We start from the raw sequence: 17,471 nt of genomic DNA on the forward strand, positions 1-17,471 counted from the left end.
ACAAGAGCAAGACTCCTGCCACTTGGGTAACAAGTTTCAAGCGCGAGCAATGCCAGTTCCTCTCAACTAGGAGGGACTATCGCGGTGCATGCTTGATTTCCACATCCCAGTCTCTGGGACTCGTTATCTCCAATACCGTACATACAACATTCCACAAACTACCAACACTCGATCTAAATTAACTATGAAATTCAAGTCATTTGCTCTTACACTTTTCACCCTTTGTGTTACCGCTACTTGTGGAACGGAAGCTGCAAAAGCTGCAACCATGTCGGTAGTTGCTGACGGTCTTGATAATCCACGGGGTATTGCCTTTGATTCTGACGGCACTATTTATGTGGCAGAAAGCGGCAAAGGTGGCGACGGAAACGGCGGAGTAAACTGCATACCATCACCCAGCGCACAATATATACCTTTATGCTCTGGTAGTACTGGTGCTGTTACTAAAATTACTACGGACGGTACGCAAGAAAGTGTCATCACGGATCTCACATCTTTAGCATTAACGCCCTCTGGGGAACAAGCTGCCGGTCCTGCGGACATCAAATTTGATTCTAGTGGCAATGCTTATCTTTTGACTGGTCTTGCTGGCGATCCGAATAACCGCGATACCGTTTTAGGAACTCCAGATCTCGGACAATTATACAAAGTAGACTTAAATACTGGCTCACTGACAAGTATTGCCGATTTTGCAGCCTACGAAGCCCAAAACAACCCCGATGGATCTGATGTGATTAACAACCCCTACACAATGACGATTGTAGGTGATACTGCTTACGTCATTGATGGCGGTGGAAATTCGATATATACTGTGGGACTTGATGGCAGCGGTATTCAGAATGTAGCCGCATTCCCGCAGGGAACCTTATCCTCAGATGCCGAATATCCACCAGGAGTAGAAGGATCTACTGGTTTTGCTCCAACAGTGCAATCAGTCCCCACAGATATCACAGTTGCTCCTGATGGTAGTTTAACAGTAGTCGAATACACTGCTTTTCCTTATGAAGAAGGTACAGCACGTATTTTTAGTGTTGATCCGGATACATTGGAAATGGAAGTCGTCGCTGATGGCTTTACACAACTGACTGGCGCGGCATACGACTCTGAGGGCAATTTGTATGTCTTACAACACATGAATCAGTCAGAGTGGAAGGGTATTGAACAGGGCGGTAATATCATCGGTGATATCAGCGGTTCTGTCATCAAAATAGCCACAGATGGAACTCGCGAAACTATCTGGAGTGGTGATGGACTAGAGGCAGCTTCTGAATTGACTTTCGGTCCTGATGGTAATTTATATATTTCCAACCGATCCAGACTTGCAGGAGAAGGACAAATCCTCAAGCTTGATCTCGAGTCTGGTGGCGCAACAAAAGTTCCTGAACCCGCTTCTGTTATTGGCTTAATAATGGCTAGTGCTGTAGGGGCAAAAGCCATGAAGCGCAAGCGCCAACAACAGTTGCTAGCTAAGGTAGAAACTCTCTAATTCCTTGTTTATTTCTTAGGTTATGCCCAGCAAAGCCTAAGAAATAGGCTGCTGCCTTAGATAAAAACTTGTTTTTCAAAAAGGCAGCAGTTGAATTTCGAGGTTCCCAGACTGGGTCTGGAAATGACATAAACCTAGGTAAGAGTATAACTCATAACACCGAATATTCACTATGGGATTAGTAAAAAATTTCTCAACTGCCTTAGTGACTGCCGGATTTGTAGTTCTGGCAGTAGCGGCTCAAGCCAAGGCATCTCTCACCCTAGAATACGAGGGCGATATTGGTAGACCAGCTAACCTAGCCGAAGGCGAGTTTCCAGGTACGAATGGAACACTTGCTGTTCCTCAAGGTATTGGGGTACAGGACTCAACGGGGAATATCTATGTCAGTAACGGTCGTGGTATTGACCGCGTTGAGATATACAGTCCCCAAGGCGAATATCTTGGAGGAATTGGCGGCACTAACAGCGAACCGGGACAGGGATTCGACGAGCCAGCAGACCTCAAGTTCGACCCCGTAACTGGTGAGCTGCACGTCGGTGATGTTTACAACAGCGAAATCGATGTCTACGATTCCCAGGGCAACTATATCAGATCCTATGGTTCATTTGGTGGTCCTGTAGAGGGTAGGTCATTCTTTGGACCTGGGGGTTTGTCATTCGGTAAGGATGGCAATGTGTATGCAACTGATTTTAGCTCTGACGTCATCAAAGTTTATGATGGCAAGAACGGTGAGCTAGTGAGAACCATTGGTAGCTCTGGCTCCGAACTCGGACAGTTACAAGGACCTGCTGGCATAACTGTATCCCCAAATACTGGGAATATCTATGTGGCAGATCAGTACAACTACCGCGTTCAAGTTTTCGATCCTCAAGGTAACGCTCTATATTCCTTTGGGACTCGTGGCTCGGAAGCTGGGCAGTTTAGAGAGCCAATCGGTTTAGAAGTGGACGAATATGAGAACATCTACGTAGCTGATTCTCAAAACAGCCGCGTTCAGGTATTCGATAAAAACGGTAACTTCATCACTGAATATGGCACAGCTGCCAATGCAGCACCTCCCGCCTCAGATGGAACGTCTCCCTATGGCGACCCCCTCGACCTCACACCAGGCACGTTCAACTGGACCGCTGGTCTACACTACGACGATGACAAGCTCTATGTGGGCGATTTCTTCCAAGGTCGTGTTCAAGTGTTAAACGTCGTCAGGGATGGCGCAACCAAAGTGCCTGAACCAGCACCAGTGTTTGGTTTAGGGTTACTGGGATTTGGAGTTGTTGCCACTCAATTGCGGAAAACCCGACAGCAAAAGTCAGCCATCAGTTTAAAGGGTTAGCTGAAAAAAGCAACTGTTTAGACACTCATAATTTTGCACTTCCTCAACCTTGTTCAGCCTCGTTTCCAGGCTACGGTCTGGAAACGTATTCCTAGAACTTCCACTTTATAGAACCCATTTGAGATCTTTTTGCTAGCTAGCAGCTAATCGTTTGAGCATCAATCGGATAAAACAAAGTTTGAGCTTGGCATTGGCACGAGCGAGTGTGCGGTCAAAGTTTTTGACTAAACTTTTACATCGCTCTACCCAAGCATTGGATCTCTCTATCACCCATCTAGCAGCCACCGGAACAAATCCGGATTGTCCTTTGGCTTGCTTTTCAGCTTTTGATGGCTTGGCAGAGAGTTCAAATTGGATTTTGGTCATGATCTGGGGATAAATTTGCTCTAAGGCCGGGATAATTTTTTCAGGATGATAGCCATGATCTACCAAGATAGTTGTTTTGGGCAATTCCAGTGGTTTAGATTGGAAATAATCGATATTTTGTGAGAGCATTTCAATCAACCCCTGGTCATCAGATACGTTGGCGGTGGTGCAGTGAGTGAAGAAAGGGAAACCCAATATATCCACTGCTAGATGTCTTTTAATCCCGTTGGTTGCTTTGTAAAAACAAAACCCTTTCGACTCAACACTGGCATTACAAGTATTTTTGACCGCTTGTGAATCAATCAGGATCAGGGTTGTCCAGTGTGGTTTTTTTTTACTTGTTCACGCACTCCCTGATGTAAATTAGCCATAATTGAGTCCAGGATGCCATCTTCACACCACTGCTTGTAATGCCAGAACACAGTAGAATAGGGCGGCAAATCTCTGGGTAAGTCTGCCCAGTTGCAACCATTCTTAAGTTGATAAAATATCCCGTTCAATATTTGCCTCTTTGTCCACACAGGAGGTCTTGTTTTCTTCTTGGTCGGCAATAACGGCTCGATAATTTCCCATTCCAAGTCTGTCACGTCGCTTGAATATCCCATTTTTCGCCCTGACCTGATTCTATTCTACTGTTTGTGCCGATTTTACTTCTTCACCTCAAAGATCTCAAATGGGTTCTATATAAAGCCTAAAGCAGGCAATTTCTGATAGAAAAAACGAGAATTAATAATCTTACAGGTAATGGTTTCTATTAATTATTTGGAAAAAACAACAGTTAGCGCTGTTGACTTACTGCATCATTGGCTGACACAACGCATTTCTAGCGAACGTCTTACCTGGCTAGATGAGAAGATAGAGCAGATCAAAAGCGGTGTCAATACGCAAGTGTTATTCAGTGCTTTTAGCGCTGTGCCTCGTTATACAGGCAAAGAAGATTTACAACTGACAAAAGAAGAGCTAAAAGCAGCTTCAGAAGTCAGGATTGGTTGGGTTCCCAGTCATTGGAGCGTAGATCAAGCGGCTCGCACCTTACTGGTACTGGTTCTACCTCAGGACAATCAAGAGAAATACGTCCGGACGCTAGAGCGAGTTTTTACAGCCGCTGATGTCGGAGAATTAATAGCGCTCTACCAAGCTTTGCCGCTTCTGCCTTACCCAGAAAAATTCCGTACCCGTGCGGCTGAGGGAGTTCGCAGCAATATGACAGCAGTCTTTAACGCTGTGGCTTTGCGAAATGCCTACCCAGCAGAGTATCTGAGCGAGCTTGCTTGGAACCAGATAGTATTGAAAGCCCTCTTTGTGGGCAGCCCTTTATACCTCATTCAGGGGCTTGAGGAGCGTGCTAACCCAGAGTTAGCCAAAATGCTGGTTGACTATGCTCACGAACGTTGGGCAGCCAAACGTACAGTCTCTCCCGAACTTTGGCGACTGGTGGGGCGATTTGCCAACAATGCGATGTTAGCGGATTTGGAGCAAGCAATACAAGACCCCGATCCAGTCCAACAAGCAGCAGCGGCGATCGCCACTGCTGAGTGTCCTTTACCAGATGCTCAACAACTCCTTGCCCGTTATCCAAATTTACAAGCCCAAATTGAAGCAGGGCATCTCACTTGGAACAGCTTAACTATTTCGTCATAAGCGCTTCAGCGCTTACTACAACTACATTACCAATTCTATAAGTAATAATACCAGTCGCATGATGTACATAGATCCTCACATTCACATGAGTTCTCGCACAACCGACGATTATCAGATGATGCAGAAGTCTGGTATCGTGGCTGTGATTGAGCCTGCCTTCTGGTTAGGACAACCCCGCACTAATATAGGCTCATTCCAAGATTACTTTAGCAGCTTAGTGGGATGGGAACGGTTTCGAGCCGCTCAGTTTGGTATCCGCCATTATTGCACAATTGGCTTGAACTCAAAAGAAGCCAATAACGAACCATTAGCAGAGCAAGTTATGGAACTTTTGCCTTTGTATGCTTGCAAAGAAGGCGTCGTTGCTATTGGTGAAATTGGCTACGACGACATGACAGAGGCAGAAGACAAATACTTCCATCTACAGTTAGAACTTGCAAAAGAACTAGATATGCTGGTGTTAATTCACACACCCCATCGCAACAAAAAAGCAGGCACTAGTCGCAGCATGGATGTTTGTATTGAGCATGGGTTAGATCCATCAAAAGTCATTATGGATCACAACAACGAGGAGACTGTGCAGGAAGTTTTGGATCGAGGCTTTTGGGCAGCATTTACAATTTACCCCAATACCAAAATGGGCAATGCTCGCATGGTTGAAGTTGTCCGCCATTATGGATGCGATCGCATCATCGTAGACAGCAGTGCTGACTGGGGAGTGAGCGATCCACTGGCTGTCCCTAAAACGGCACAACTGATGCTAGAACGGGGAATTCCCGAAGCTCATATCCGAGCCGTCTGTTATGAGAATGCACTTGCTGCTTACAGTCAGAGCGGTCAAATGCAAGAGTCAGACTGGCTCAACCCAACCCCCATTGACCAGCGACAGCTATTTAACGGTAACTCCGTACTTCGGGGACAACAACCCGTCGTAGAGTCTCCCACCCGCGAATACGCACTCATTGAGTAAGTGTTAATTGTTAGTTGGTAGTAGTTAGTTGTTTTACTGACCACTCACCACTAACTACTAACCCTATGGGTATGCCTGCGGCACGCTTTGCGCTTACACCAGTACTGCGGGAGGGAAACCCTCCCGCAGTACTGGTTCACCACTAACTACCGACCACTCCTCGCCATGAACACCGCAACTCTAAGTTCCCGTCCCCTTTGGGCATATCTCCAGTTAATACGACCTGCTAACATCGTCACTGCGTGGGCAGATGTTCTAGCTGGGTTCGCTGCTTCAGGGTGTGCTGTCTCTCCATCTACTTCTAATCTGATACCGCTTGCATGGTTACTTATTGCAAGCACGGGTTTATACGGCGGTGGTATCATTTTTAATGATGTATTTGATGCAGAATTAGATGCTGTAGAAAGACCGGAGCGACCTATTCCCAGTGGTCGTGCTTCCCGTATGGGAGCATCTATTCTGGGAAGTTTGCTTTTGAGTACTGGTATACTGGCAGCCTCTCAAGTTACCTGGTTGAGTGCCACTCTCGCTTGTGGTATTGCTGCTGCTGCCATCCTCTACGATGCTTACAGCAAACATCACCCTATTTTTGGTCCGCTCAATATGGGCGTTTGTCGCGGCGGCAACTTATTGCTCGGCGTCAGCGCAATATCACCAATGGTATCAAATTATTGGTTTTTAGCTCTGATTCCCATTGTTTACATTGCTGCTATTACAACTCTCAGCCGAGGTGAAGTCCATGGAGGTCATGGTAGCACTGGTATTACTGCGCTACTGCTGATTGGCATAGTTCTTGCTGGACTACTAGGGTTAGGTTTGTTGAAAAGTTATCACCTGTTTTTGGCATTGCCCTTCGTTGTGTTGCTAGCTGCGCGGGTGTTACTGCCTTTTCTCAAAGCTCTAGGCGAACCAACTCCAGAAAAAATCCGCATAGCTGTGCGCGCAGGAGTCCTGTCACTCATTGTTTTAGATGCGACCATTGCTGCTGGTTTTGCTAGCTTGCCATACGGATTACTGGTTTTAAGCCTGTTACCAATTTCAATGGCATTGTCACAAATTTTTGCTGTTACTTGAAGCACACGGTAAAATTATAACCGATACTTAACAATAGCGAGTACGCTGGATATAAGCTACTCTGCTTTGCCTCCCGCCGCGAGTCACCGTGCATCTTGTGCGAAAACGACAGAGCTACCACTTTCGACCAGACTTCACGTAACAAAGAAACGGATAATGCGGATTCTTATTTATTCCTACAACTATCATCCAGAGCCAATTGGCATTGCTCCTTTAATGACTGAACTGGCAGAAGGACTGGTAAAGCAAGGTCACCAAGTGCGAGTGATTACGGGAATGCCCAACTACCCCCAGCGGGAGATTTACGAAGAGTATCGGGGCAAGTGGTACGTTACAGAACAAAAAAATGGCGTTACCATCCAGCGTAGTTACCTGCGAATTAAATCCAAACCTAATCTTATAGATAGGCTTTTATTGGAGTTAAGCTTTGTCTTCACAAGCTTGCCACAAGCACTCAACGGTTGGCGACCTGATGTGATTCTCCTCACAGTACCACCACTACTAGTCACCCTACCAGCAACATTACTAGGTTGGCTATATAACTGTCCAGTGGTACTGAATGTACAAGATATATTGCCAGAAGCAGGTGTGCGCGTTGGGCTAATCAGAAACAAATGGATGATCCGCGCTTTGGAAGCAATTGAGCAATTTGCATACCGAAGTACACACACAATTAGCGTTATTGCCGATGGCTTTGTTGAAAATTTAATTAATAAGGGAGTTCCAACGCAAAAAATTGTTTGCATCCCCAATTGGGTAAACGTTAATTTTATCCGCCCCCTGCCAAAAGAGAGTAACCCATTTCGCATTGCCCATCAACTAGAAAGCAAATTCGTTGTCCTTTACTCTGGCAATATTGCCTTGACGCAAGGACTAGAAACCGTCATTGAAGCCGCAGCAAGCCTGTGCCATATCCCACAAATTGTCTTTGTCATTGCCGGGGAAGAAAAAGCACTGCAAAGATTACAGGAATATTGCCAAAAATGCGGGGCTTCTAACGTGTTGCTTCTCCCTTTGGTATCACGAGAAAAACTACCCGAAATGCTGGCAGCGGCAGATGTGGGTTTGGTGGTGCAAAAAAGCAATGTCATTTCCTTCAATATGCCTTCCAAAATCCCACTGCTGTTAGCTAGTGGTCGTCCCATTGTCGCCTCAGTTCCTGCCTCTGGTACAGCGGCGCGGGCTGTGCGAAAGAGTGGAGGAGGCATCGTTGTTGCACCAGAATCACCCCAAGCGCTCGTCACTGCCATCAAAGATTTATATGCTAACCCAGCACAAGTTGCCAAGCTAGGTCAAGAAGGAAGAAAATTTGCTATTGAGCGCTATTCGTTCAAGCAAGCCTTAGCAGAGTATGAAGCCCTATTCGCTGAAGTTATTGCAACAAGATCCGAATCACCTTCTTTAAGGATGCTACCAAAATTAACATCTAGCGAATCAATTATTGATATTTAAGTACAGGATTGCAAAAGTTGGTAACGAAATGAAGATGATGCATATCGTTCGTAGTCAGCACTTACTACAAATGAAAACGCCACGAATTCATGCAAAGCTGTACTAAATTATTAGTTATCAGTCATTCTCCGCATCTGCGCGTCTTTGTTATTCTCTTCATCTCCTCATTTCCATAGAAAAATCTATGATCCCAGAAAAGCTCAAGCAAACAGACCAAAGCCTGATCGAGCTGCTGCGCGATCGCCTGTCCCTTTCATCAGAACTTCCAACTATAGACGAACAACTTACCTATGTAGCGCCCCTACTTGCCTCTGCTGGTGTTCCTGAATCAATTTGGGCAAATCTAGTCAGCAGTTGTCATGCTGCTCTTTCCACTGTTGCTTCATCTTCACCCACAAAAAAAGTCACACCTCGAAATATTACCATCATAGGTGGACGTGGCAGAATGGGTAGATTTTTCACCCAGCAATTGACAGCGGCTGGTCACAACGTGAGTATACTCGAAAACGAAGATTGGGAATATGCAGATCAGCTGCTAAGTTCAGCAGAACTCGTGATGGTCTGTGTTCCAATTAAGTGGACGGTAGATGTTATCAAGCGTGCGGCTCAATACCTTGCACCAACAACAGCAGTTTGTGACATCACAAGTATCAAAACAGAGCCAGTTCAGGCAATGCTCGAATACCATCCAGGTCCGGTCATGGGATTGCATCCTATGTTTGGTCCGAATGTCAATTCCTTTGCCGGATACAAAGTGGTGGCTTGTCCAGGTCGGAACGACGATTCATTTGAGTGGCTATTAGATTTTATCAAAACTAACGGTGGGGAAGTCATTGTCTCTACACCTGAAGAACACGACTACATGATGGTGATTATTCAGGCAACGAGGCACTTCTCCAGATTTAGCGTCGGTGTTTTCTTAGCGCAAGAAGGAATTGACATAGAGCGCAGTTTGTCCATGTCAAGCCCAAGCTACCGCCAAGAAATAGACATCATTAAGCGTTTATTTGCTCAAAGCCCACAATTATGTGTGGACATCATGCTGGCTACACAAGACAGATGCCATGCCATTGCTACATTAGCCGACACTTACAACCGCTTGGCAAAGTTAGTAGCACGGGGTGAGCGAGCTGCATTAATCCAGGAATTTGAAACTGCTCAAAGCTTTTTTGGCGAGGAAAGCACCAGTTCTTCCAAGCTGAGTCACGAAAATCATGCTGATCGACATCTTTCACGATACTGTATGCCCGTGGTGCCGAATCGGTCATAAGCATCTTTTTGATGCCTTGGCACAATCTCAAGAGACAGTCAAAATTCGGTGGCATCCATTTCTCCTAGACAACTCTATTCCTCCTGCTGGTTACGAATTTCGCTCATATATGCAGCAGAGAAAAGGCATAGAACCGCAAGCACTCTTGCAGCTATTTGACTACGTGCAAGGTGTCGCTCACGCCTCTGGAGTCAAATTAAATTTCGACAAAGTTCGTTTGGCTGTCAATAGTACCCTTTCCCACCGCTTGATTGCCCTAGCACCAGACAACATCAAAAACGATGTTGTGCATGCAGTTTACAAAGCTTACTTTGAAGACGGTTTGAACCTCGGTGACCTCGACGTTATTGTTGCTCTAGGCACAGAGGCTGGTATGGATTCTACTGAATTAAGACTGCAATTGAGCGGCAATGCTGCACTTGATGCGGTTCTAGCTGAATCAACATTTGCTCGATTTAATGGCATCACGAGCGTGCCTTTCTACATTCTCAACAACAAAGTTAGGGTTGACGGTTCTCACTCAACAGAGATGTTCCTTCAAGCTCTAAATCGTGCCTCGCTTATAGAAATCTCCGCAAAAATATGGTAGTAGACATCAGGCAAAAGGCTACATTTAATCATCTGCAACCTATCCAGCAAAGTTTCTCCGTTACCTTCCACTACGGGGTACATTTTACCACGGGTGTGTTTGATCTAAAAAATCCCCTGCTGTCACAAGTGATCGCCGCCGATGGGGAAGCTGGACCAAAAAAAGTCTTAGCAGTCGTAGATTCAGGTTTATTAGAGTCTCGACGTACGCTGCTCAAGCAAATAACTGCTTATTGCGATCGCTATGCAGACACTCTCAAACTTGCTTGTGATCCAATCATCGTGGCGGGAGGAGAAGCCGCCAAAAACGATCCAAATGAACTCTCGAAAATTCATCAAATCATCGATGAAGTGGGCATTTGCCGCCACTCCTACATATTAGGAATTGGTGGTGGTGCTATGTTGGACTTAGTTGGATATGCAGCAGCAACAGCGCATCGGGGAATTCGTCTGATTCGCATTCCAACCACAGTGTTAGCACAAAATGATTCTGGTGTCGGGGTCAAGAATGGAATTAATGCCTTTGGCAAAAAGAATTTTCTTGGAACCTTCGCCCCGCCTTATGCAGTTTTGAATGACTTTACCTTCTTGAGTTCCCTAGATGACCGTGACTGGCGTTCTGGAATTGCAGAAGCAGTTAAAGTGGCACTCATCAAGGATGCTGAATTCTTTGAGTATATCCGTACTTACGCCCATGCACTTGTCTGTCGAGACTTGAACTCCATGCAAAATGTTGTCTACCGTTGTGCCCAGTTGCACATGGAACACATTGCAACAAAAGGCGACCCCTTTGAAAAAGGTTCATCTCGTCCATTGGATTTTGGTCATTGGGCAGCGCATAAACTAGAACAGCTGACAAACTATAGATTACGTCATGGAGAAGCAGTGGCGATCGGCATTGCTTTGGATACAACCTATTCCTATTTGGTAGGACTGCTTTCTCGTTTAGAGTGGCGGCGCATCTTAAATACACTGTTGTCACTAGGCTTTGTGTTGTATGTACCAGAACTGTCTGAACAAATGACACAACTGGAACATCCCCGCTGCTTGTTCCGAGGACTGAGTGAGTTTCGAGAACACCTAGGTGGAGAATTGACCCTAACGCTATTGCAACGCATAGGAAAAGGTGTCGAGGTTCACGAGGTAGATATGTCTTTATTGCGGCAAGCTATTTGGTTATTGAGCGAGTTTTACGATTCTTCGTTACCAGCCACAGGTTGGGAATGTGTCATGTGAGGCGGCTGAGATTTTTTTAATTTAACCACAGATGTAGGCGTAAGCCGTGCCGTAGGCTACACAGATGCACACCGATAAATTATCTGTGTCATCTGTCTTCATCTGTGGTTCCAAACCTCTTAGCAGGTTTTTCTAACAACAAGAGTGAAAGGCAACAAGGCGGAACTCATGAAAATAGGAACAAATCACAACTTTCACCTTACCTATTGTACGAATATTCATCCTGGTGAAGAGTGGAGCAAAGTCTTTGCCAACTTAAAGCAATACATTCCTGCACTTAAAGCACGGCTAGCCTCAGAGAAATCTTTTGGTATTGGACTGCGTTTGGCAGATGTCGCAACCAGGGAATTGCTGCAAGGAAATGCCTTGGCTGAGTTTCAGTCATGGTTGAGCGAACAAGACCTATACGTGTTTACCTTAAATGGTTTTCCTTTTGGTGGATTTCATTGGCAGGTCGTGAAAGACCAAGTTTACACCCCAGATTGGTCAAAGCAGGAGCGGTTGGACTATACTCTACGATTAGTCAACATCCTGGCACAACTCTTGCCATCTGACATGGAGGGCAGCATTTCCACACTGCCGTTGTCATATAAGCCCTGGTTCAAGGGCAATCAACTTTTCCTAGCATCCTTAACAACCAGCGCCAGCCTCAACATAGCGCAGGTCGTAGCCCAAATGGCACGCATTAAAGCCGAAACAGGAAAAGTACTGCACATAGATTTGGAACCAGAACCAGATGGATTAATAGAAAATGCTGCTGAAGTCGTTGATTATTTCCAGACCCATCTACTCCCTATTGGTGGAGAATATCTAGCAAAGCATCTGGGGATTTCTCAAGAAGCAGCTGAGGCTCTTTTACTAGAGCACGTACGCGTTTGTTACGATACTTGCCATTTTGCTGTGGAATATGAAAACCCTGTCTCGGTTTTCAAGCAATTTCAAGCGGCAGGAATTCAAGTTGGGAAGATTCAAATCAGTGCAGCGTTGCAGGTCAACATACCCACGGATATTGAACAGCGTCGCCAAGTGAAACAGCGGTTGCTTCCTTTTGCTGAATCTACGTATTTACACCAAGTTATAGCACGAGATAGCAACGGACGGCTGCATCATTATACAGATTTGGAACAAGCTCTACCAGATTTGGAGCATACCAAAGCGTCTCAATGGCGGATTCACTTCCACGTCCCGATTTTTATCCGCGATTACCAGCTGTTTGAGTCTACCCAAGACGGCATTTCTTCTGTGTTAGACTTGCTACAAAAAAACCCTGGCTGCAACCACCTGGAAATTGAAACTTATACCTGGGAAGTGCTACCTCAAGAGATGAAACTAGATTTACTAGCGTCAATCCAACGTGAGTATGAGTGGGTGTTATCAAAAATGTTAGCGAATAGCCGCCCTGTGCAGTTGATAAGCTGTTAGGTCATTAGTCATGAAATCACAGATGTAGGCTTACGCCTACATCTGCGATTCCAAATAAATTTATTCACATCAAACTATGAATAAAACCGTTGTTCTCAACGTTGTAGGATTGTCACCCAGCCTCTTGGGGGAGCATACACCGTTGCTGTCACGTTGGGCGGCTACTGGGAAAGCCGTCCCAATTGCACCCGTGTTACCTGCTGTTACCTGCACAGCTCAAGCAACTTATCTTACAGGGAAGTTGCCCAATGAACATGGCATTGTCGCCAATGGTTGGTACTTTCGCGACGAGTGCGAAGTGAAATTTTGGCGACAGTCTAACAAACTCGTTCAGGCTCCCAAAGTGTGGGACATGGCACGTTCGCTAGACCCATCCTTTACCTGCGCCAATTTGTTCTGGTGGTACAACATGTACTCGTCGGTGGACTATGCAGTGACTCCCCGACCAATGTATCCCGCTGATGGGAGAAAAATTCCTGATATTTACACACAGCCACAAGAATGGCGAACCCCACTCCAAGCTGAACTAGGTCAGTTTCCCCTCTTCAATTTCTGGGGTCCCAACACATCCATTGCTTCTACCCAATGGATCGCCTCCTCAGCCAAATGGATAGAAGAACGCTGCAACCCAACGCTAACACTCATTTATCTACCGCATTTGGACTACTGCTTGCAAAAGTTTAGTCCTAACGATAACCGCGTGACGAAGGATTTACAAGAAATTGATGCCGTTTGTGGCGATTTGATTCAGTACTACGAAAATCGGGGCGCTCAAGTCATTGTTTTGTCAGAATACGGTATCACACCTGTCTCCCAACCCATCCACCTCAATCGGGTGCTGCGGGAAAATGGCTTGCTAGCTGTGCGCGAAGAACTGGGACGAGAACTACTTGACCCTGGAGCCAGTAAAGCATTTGCTGTCGCTGACCATCAAATTGCTCATGTTTATGTCAATGATCCGTTTTATATACCCAAAATGCGATCGCTCTTAGAAGACACCAAGGGCGTTGCTCAAGTTTTAGGCGAAGATGAAAAGCCAACTTACGGTTTGGATCACTCAAGGTCAGGGGAGTTAGTGGCGATCGCCAATCCAGATGCTTGGTTTACATACTACTACTGGCTTGATGATAATCGTGCTCCTGATTTTGCTAGAACAGTTGATATTCATCGCAAGCCTGGTTATGATCCTGTAGAATTATTTGTTGGTCCCCATATTAAACTTCCTAAGTTCAAAATTGGTTTAAAACTGCTGAAAAAACAGCTAGGGTTTCGTTACTTAATGGATGTCATTCCCTTGGATGCTACCTTAGTGCGTGGTTCTCACGGTTGCGTCACTGCTCCTCCTGCCTATAGACCATTGTTTATGACTCGCCAAACTCACTTGCTTGAGTCTGAGTCAATTGCAGCGACAGATGTTTGCCACTTAATCCTCCGACATCTTCATTAAAGATGATGGACAAACAGAAGGCTTAATGCTTAAGGTGCGTTAACGTAGGGTGACGCACCATTTTTAAGCGGTGCGTTACTAATAGTTTGTAGTCCTCCAGAGAAGACTTGCGCTATGAGAGGCTTAATTTATTCCCAGGCTGTTGAACTTATCGAAAGTAAATCAGGACTTACGCACTTTACAAATAGGCTGTTGTGTGTATAAGCCCCAGACCTCGAATCTATAAGCGATCTGCTGCTATTTTTTCCTATTTCTATCCCCTAAGTGCATAAATTGATTTTGCTGACACCTATAAAGAAGACACGAAGGTTAGCTCTCCAAGCTTAACTTCCGTTCAGCAAACAGGCATAAATCGATTTATATAATGGAACTTTTGTCAATGCGTAATTCCTATGAATGTCTTATTTAGTACTTCTTTTTAAGTAAAAATTCTTAAAAAGAAACGGTTAACAGATTTACTACTGAAGAGAGAAAGAATTTTCTAACCCACGGTAGAAGCAGTAAACTCTCCTCAGAGCTTACCTGGAATCGTACTTAGTTAGAAAAGTAAAAGCAAAAAAAATGACACATCTATCAAAAAATTGTTCATGTATCAATCCTTAACATTTAGTAGGCTAAACTCATACCCATAAGCATTCAAACATAAAATCTTGCTTAAAGTTTTGACTGTTGACAATAGACTGTTACCATTCAAAAGTTGACAGTCTAAACTTTGTTACCAGTTTGAATGCAAAATGGTATCAAAACAGCTTTCCCATCTCGTTTCGTACCAACAATAAGGTTCTTATTCAAGATAGATAACTACAACAATATGCTACTTTTTGCTCTCAACTCTTTGCAGTATTATTGTTGTAGTAGAATTTGTTATTGACATTGATAGATACACAAAACTCATTAATTATTAGCCAAAACTTTGACTAATAATTAAAGCTTGATGACTAATGACCACTTCAGAGAAATTGCCCATGATTGTTGATTCTCACTCATACACAACTGTTGGCGGCATAGGTGTATCTCGCTCCACTAGCGAAGTACAGATGGACACAGCCCTGGATGAGATTTTGTTTTACCTGGACTCTCAGCGCGGAGGTTTGCTTAAGAGTAGCTATGAATATCCAGGAAGATACAAAAGATGGGCTATAGGATTTGTAAATCCACCACTGGAACTAACAACACGCGAGAAAGCTTTTACGCTAAAAGCGCTCAACAACAGAGGCAAAGTGCTTCTATCAGTACTTTTTAAGCGATTGTCTGAGCATTCTCAACTTCAAGAAGTTAAGTTAGATAAAGATTGTATCCTTGGTTTTGTCAAGCCAGAGGTGCAACTGTTTGCAGAAGAGGAGCGAAGTAAACAACCTTCAGCGTTTACAGTAATCCGCGATATTCTCCATGCTTTCTCCAGCCATGAAGATGAGCATTTAGGACTGTATGGAGCATTTGGATATGACCTCGTATTCCAGTTTGAGCCAATTCCTAGGCGTCTGGAACGTCCGACAGATCAGCGGGATTTGGTACTGTACCTACCTGATGAACTGATAGTTGTTGACTACTACTTGCAACGCGCCTATCGTCTACAGTATGATTTTGAAACAGCGCATGGCAGCACCAAAAATCTTCCACGAACAGGTGAGTCAGTTAATTATCAGGGAGAGCGCCATATTCCGACTCAAGCTTCTGACCATGAGCCAGGGGAGTATGCAAACCAAGTAGAAGTCGCACTAGATTACTTCCGTCGGGGTGACTTATTTGAAGTCGTTCCTTCTCAAAGCTTCTTTGAATCCTGCGAAGAGCCACCCAGCAAATTATTCCAAACATTACAACAAATTAATCCTAGTCCTTATGGGTTTATATTTAATCTAGGTGGAGAGTATCTCATTGGCGCATCTCCAGAAATGTTTGTGCGAGTTGAAGGTAGGCGCGTAGAGACATGCCCAATCAGTGGGACGATTAGCCGAGGACAAGATGCTCTAGATGACGCCGAGCAGATTCGTCAACTGCTCAACTCTGGTAAAGAAGAAGCAGAGCTGACCATGTGTACTGACGTGGATCGCAATGACAAATCGCGGATCTGCGAACCTGGATCAGTACAAGTGATTGGTCGTCGCCAAATAGAATTGTACAGCCACTTGATCCATACAGTGGATCATGTCGAGGGATTACTGCGACCCGAGTTTGATGCTTTGGATGCGTTTCTGAGCCATACTTGGGCAGTCACAGTGACGGGCGCACCTAAACGGTCAGCAATGCAATTTATCGAAAACTACGAACGTAGCGCCCGACGCTGGTATGGTGGAGCCGTTGGTTACTTAAGCTTCAATGGTGATTTTAACACCGGATTGATTTTACGGACAATTCGGCTACAGGACTCAATCGCCGAGGTAAGAGTTGGCGCTACCATTCTCTATGACTCCTTGCCCTCAGCGGAAGAACAAGAAACAATGACTAAAGCAGCGGCTTTATTTGAGACAATTCGCCGCGCGAAGCACAAGATAAAACCTGAAAACTCCAGCCCAACAAAATTGAGCGCCTCCATTCCAAGTGTCCAACCTGGTAAGCGCGTCTTACTGATTGACTACGAAGACTCATTTGTTCACACACTCGCAAATTACATCCGCCAAACTGGCGCTACAGTCACAACACTACGTCATGGTTTCTCGGAATCGCTGTTTGACGCAGAACGTCCAGACCTAGTTGTTCTATCTCCTGGTCCTGGTAAGCCCAGTGATTTCCGCGTTCCAGAAACCGTGCGGGCTTGTGTGCATCGGCAAATTCCGCTTTTTGGAGTTTGTCTGGGACTTCAAAGCATTGTTGAAGCGTTTGGCGGAGAACTAGGAGTTCTCAACTATCCTCAACACGGTAAATCTTCAGCGATTTGTGTGACAGATTCAAACTCTGTTCTCTTCAAAGGTTTACCAGAATCATTTTCTGTAGGTAGATACCATTCCTTGTTTGCCTTACCGCAAAAATTGCCAGCACAACTGAAGGTAGCAGCAATTTCAGATGACGATGTCATTATGGCAATTGAGCATCAAACACTTCCTATAGCCGCTGTGCAGTTTCATCCAGAATCTATCATGACTCTAGCGGGAGAACTTGGTCTGGCAATCATTAAAAACGTAGTAGGTGCATACACCCAAACTCAAGAGTCATTGCTCAAGAGTCAATAGTCAAGGGTCAGGGGTC

Annotated in this window: 14 protein-coding genes; 12 read left to right on the top strand and 2 right to left on the bottom strand. The window is 45.1% G+C overall.

Going from position 1 to position 17,471, the window contains the following annotated elements:
* The first annotated feature begins 184 nt into the window (after positions 1 to 184).
* Positions 185 to 1,486 (top strand): ScyD/ScyE family protein, encoded by a 1,302-nt coding sequence (locus MAS10914_RS0119275; protein WP_026082673.1) that lies wholly within the window; start codon positions 185 to 187, stop codon positions 1,484 to 1,486.
* 172 nt (positions 1,487 to 1,658) lie between these two features.
* Positions 1,659 to 2,822 (top strand): scytonemin biosynthesis PEP-CTERM protein ScyF, encoded by a 1,164-nt coding sequence (gene scyF, locus MAS10914_RS0119280; RefSeq protein WP_017317594.1) that lies wholly within the window; start codon positions 1,659 to 1,661, stop codon positions 2,820 to 2,822.
* Positions 2,823 to 2,954: 132 nt separating this feature from the next.
* On the opposite strand, the gene MAS10914_RS0119285 is transcribed toward scyF, so the two are convergent.
* Positions 2,955 to 3,500, bottom strand: coding sequence for a transposase (locus MAS10914_RS0119285; RefSeq protein WP_026082314.1), 546 nt, complete (start codon positions 3,498 to 3,500; stop codon positions 2,955 to 2,957).
* Positions 3,497 to 3,793 carry a transposase gene (locus MAS10914_RS0119290; protein WP_017314682.1) on the bottom strand — a complete coding sequence of 99 codons (297 nt, stop codon included), beginning with the start codon at positions 3,791 to 3,793 and terminating at the stop codon, positions 3,497 to 3,499. Before MAS10914_RS0119290 ends, MAS10914_RS0119285 begins: the two co-directional genes overlap by 4 nt.
* Positions 3,794 to 3,932: 139 nt before the next feature.
* Between MAS10914_RS0119290 and MAS10914_RS30530 the strand changes: the two genes are divergently transcribed.
* The 10 genes from MAS10914_RS30530 (at position 3,933) to MAS10914_RS0119340 (ending at position 17,455) form a co-directional block, all read left to right on the top strand.
* Positions 3,933 to 4,829 (top strand): EboA family metabolite traffic protein, encoded by an 897-nt coding sequence (locus tag MAS10914_RS30530; protein WP_017317595.1) that lies wholly within the window; start codon positions 3,933 to 3,935, stop codon positions 4,827 to 4,829.
* A gap of 58 nt (positions 4,830 to 4,887) precedes the next feature.
* A complete protein-coding gene (locus tag MAS10914_RS0119300; RefSeq protein WP_156818193.1) occupies positions 4,888 to 5,799 on the top strand; it encodes a TatD family hydrolase in 912 nt (303 codons plus the stop codon).
* 165 nt (positions 5,800 to 5,964) lie between these two features.
* Positions 5,965 to 6,873: a UbiA-like protein EboC gene (gene eboC, locus MAS10914_RS0119305; protein WP_017317597.1), complete on the top strand. Its 909-nt coding sequence runs from the start codon at positions 5,965 to 5,967 to the stop codon at positions 6,871 to 6,873.
* A gap of 156 nt (positions 6,874 to 7,029) precedes the next feature.
* Positions 7,030 to 8,325 carry a glycosyltransferase family 4 protein gene (locus tag MAS10914_RS0119310; protein ID WP_017317598.1) on the top strand — a complete coding sequence of 432 codons (1,296 nt, stop codon included), beginning with the start codon at positions 7,030 to 7,032 and terminating at the stop codon, positions 8,323 to 8,325.
* Between the two features lie 184 nt (positions 8,326 to 8,509).
* On the top strand, positions 8,510 to 9,595 hold the full coding sequence (gene tyrA / locus MAS10914_RS30535; protein ID WP_017317599.1) for a bifunctional chorismate mutase/prephenate dehydrogenase: 1,086 nt from the start codon (positions 8,510 to 8,512) through the stop codon (positions 9,593 to 9,595).
* Positions 9,540 to 10,184: a DsbA family oxidoreductase gene (locus MAS10914_RS0119320; RefSeq protein WP_026082674.1), complete on the top strand. Its 645-nt coding sequence runs from the start codon at positions 9,540 to 9,542 to the stop codon at positions 10,182 to 10,184. The genes tyrA and MAS10914_RS0119320 overlap by 56 nt, the downstream gene beginning before the upstream one ends.
* Complete coding sequence (locus MAS10914_RS0119325; RefSeq protein WP_017317601.1) at positions 10,178 to 11,419, top strand: 3-dehydroquinate synthase; 1,242 nt, start codon at positions 10,178 to 10,180, stop codon at positions 11,417 to 11,419. Before MAS10914_RS0119320 ends, MAS10914_RS0119325 begins: the two co-directional genes overlap by 7 nt.
* A gap of 168 nt (positions 11,420 to 11,587) precedes the next feature.
* Positions 11,588 to 12,841, top strand: coding sequence for a metabolite traffic protein EboE (eboE, locus tag MAS10914_RS0119330; RefSeq protein ID WP_033366203.1), 1,254 nt, complete (start codon positions 11,588 to 11,590; stop codon positions 12,839 to 12,841).
* A 76-nt stretch (positions 12,842 to 12,917) separates the two neighbouring features.
* Positions 12,918 to 14,288 (top strand): alkaline phosphatase family protein, encoded by a 1,371-nt coding sequence (locus MAS10914_RS0119335; RefSeq protein WP_017317603.1) that lies wholly within the window; start codon positions 12,918 to 12,920, stop codon positions 14,286 to 14,288.
* Between the two features lie 965 nt (positions 14,289 to 15,253).
* Positions 15,254 to 17,455, top strand: a complete 2,202-nt coding sequence (locus MAS10914_RS0119340; protein WP_017317604.1) for an anthranilate synthase — start codon at positions 15,254 to 15,256, stop codon at positions 17,453 to 17,455.
* Positions 17,456 to 17,471 lie beyond the last annotated feature (16 nt).

Source organism: Mastigocladopsis repens PCC 10914, from assembly GCF_000315565.1.
Taxonomy (GTDB): Bacteria; Cyanobacteriota; Cyanobacteriia; order Cyanobacteriales; family Nostocaceae; genus Mastigocladopsis; species Mastigocladopsis repens.

Bases quoted from the DNA above. Each gene is read 5' to 3' on its own strand.
- MAS10914_RS0119310 (WP_017317598.1), top strand. From the start codon at position 7,030: ATGCGGATTCTTATTTATTCCTACAACTATCATCCAGAGCCAATTGGC.
- MAS10914_RS0119290 (WP_017314682.1), bottom strand. From the start codon at position 3,793: ATGGGATATTCAAGCGACGTGACAGACTTGGAATGGGAAATTATCGAG.
- scyF (WP_017317594.1), top strand. From the start codon at position 1,659: ATGGGATTAGTAAAAAATTTCTCAACTGCCTTAGTGACTGCCGGATTT.
- MAS10914_RS30530 (WP_017317595.1), top strand. From the start codon at position 3,933: ATGGTTTCTATTAATTATTTGGAAAAAACAACAGTTAGCGCTGTTGAC.
- MAS10914_RS0119275 (WP_026082673.1), top strand. From the start codon at position 185: ATGAAATTCAAGTCATTTGCTCTTACACTTTTCACCCTTTGTGTTACC.
- eboE (WP_033366203.1), top strand. From the start codon at position 11,588: ATGAAAATAGGAACAAATCACAACTTTCACCTTACCTATTGTACGAAT.
- tyrA (WP_017317599.1), top strand. From the start codon at position 8,510: ATGATCCCAGAAAAGCTCAAGCAAACAGACCAAAGCCTGATCGAGCTG.
- MAS10914_RS0119335 (WP_017317603.1), top strand. From the start codon at position 12,918: ATGAATAAAACCGTTGTTCTCAACGTTGTAGGATTGTCACCCAGCCTC.
- eboC (WP_017317597.1), top strand. From the start codon at position 5,965: ATGAACACCGCAACTCTAAGTTCCCGTCCCCTTTGGGCATATCTCCAG.
- MAS10914_RS0119325 (WP_017317601.1), top strand. From the start codon at position 10,178: ATGGTAGTAGACATCAGGCAAAAGGCTACATTTAATCATCTGCAACCT.
- MAS10914_RS0119300 (WP_156818193.1), top strand. From the start codon at position 4,888: ATGATGTACATAGATCCTCACATTCACATGAGTTCTCGCACAACCGAC.
- MAS10914_RS0119320 (WP_026082674.1), top strand. From the start codon at position 9,540: ATGCTGATCGACATCTTTCACGATACTGTATGCCCGTGGTGCCGAATC.
- MAS10914_RS0119340 (WP_017317604.1), top strand. From the start codon at position 15,254: ATGATTGTTGATTCTCACTCATACACAACTGTTGGCGGCATAGGTGTA.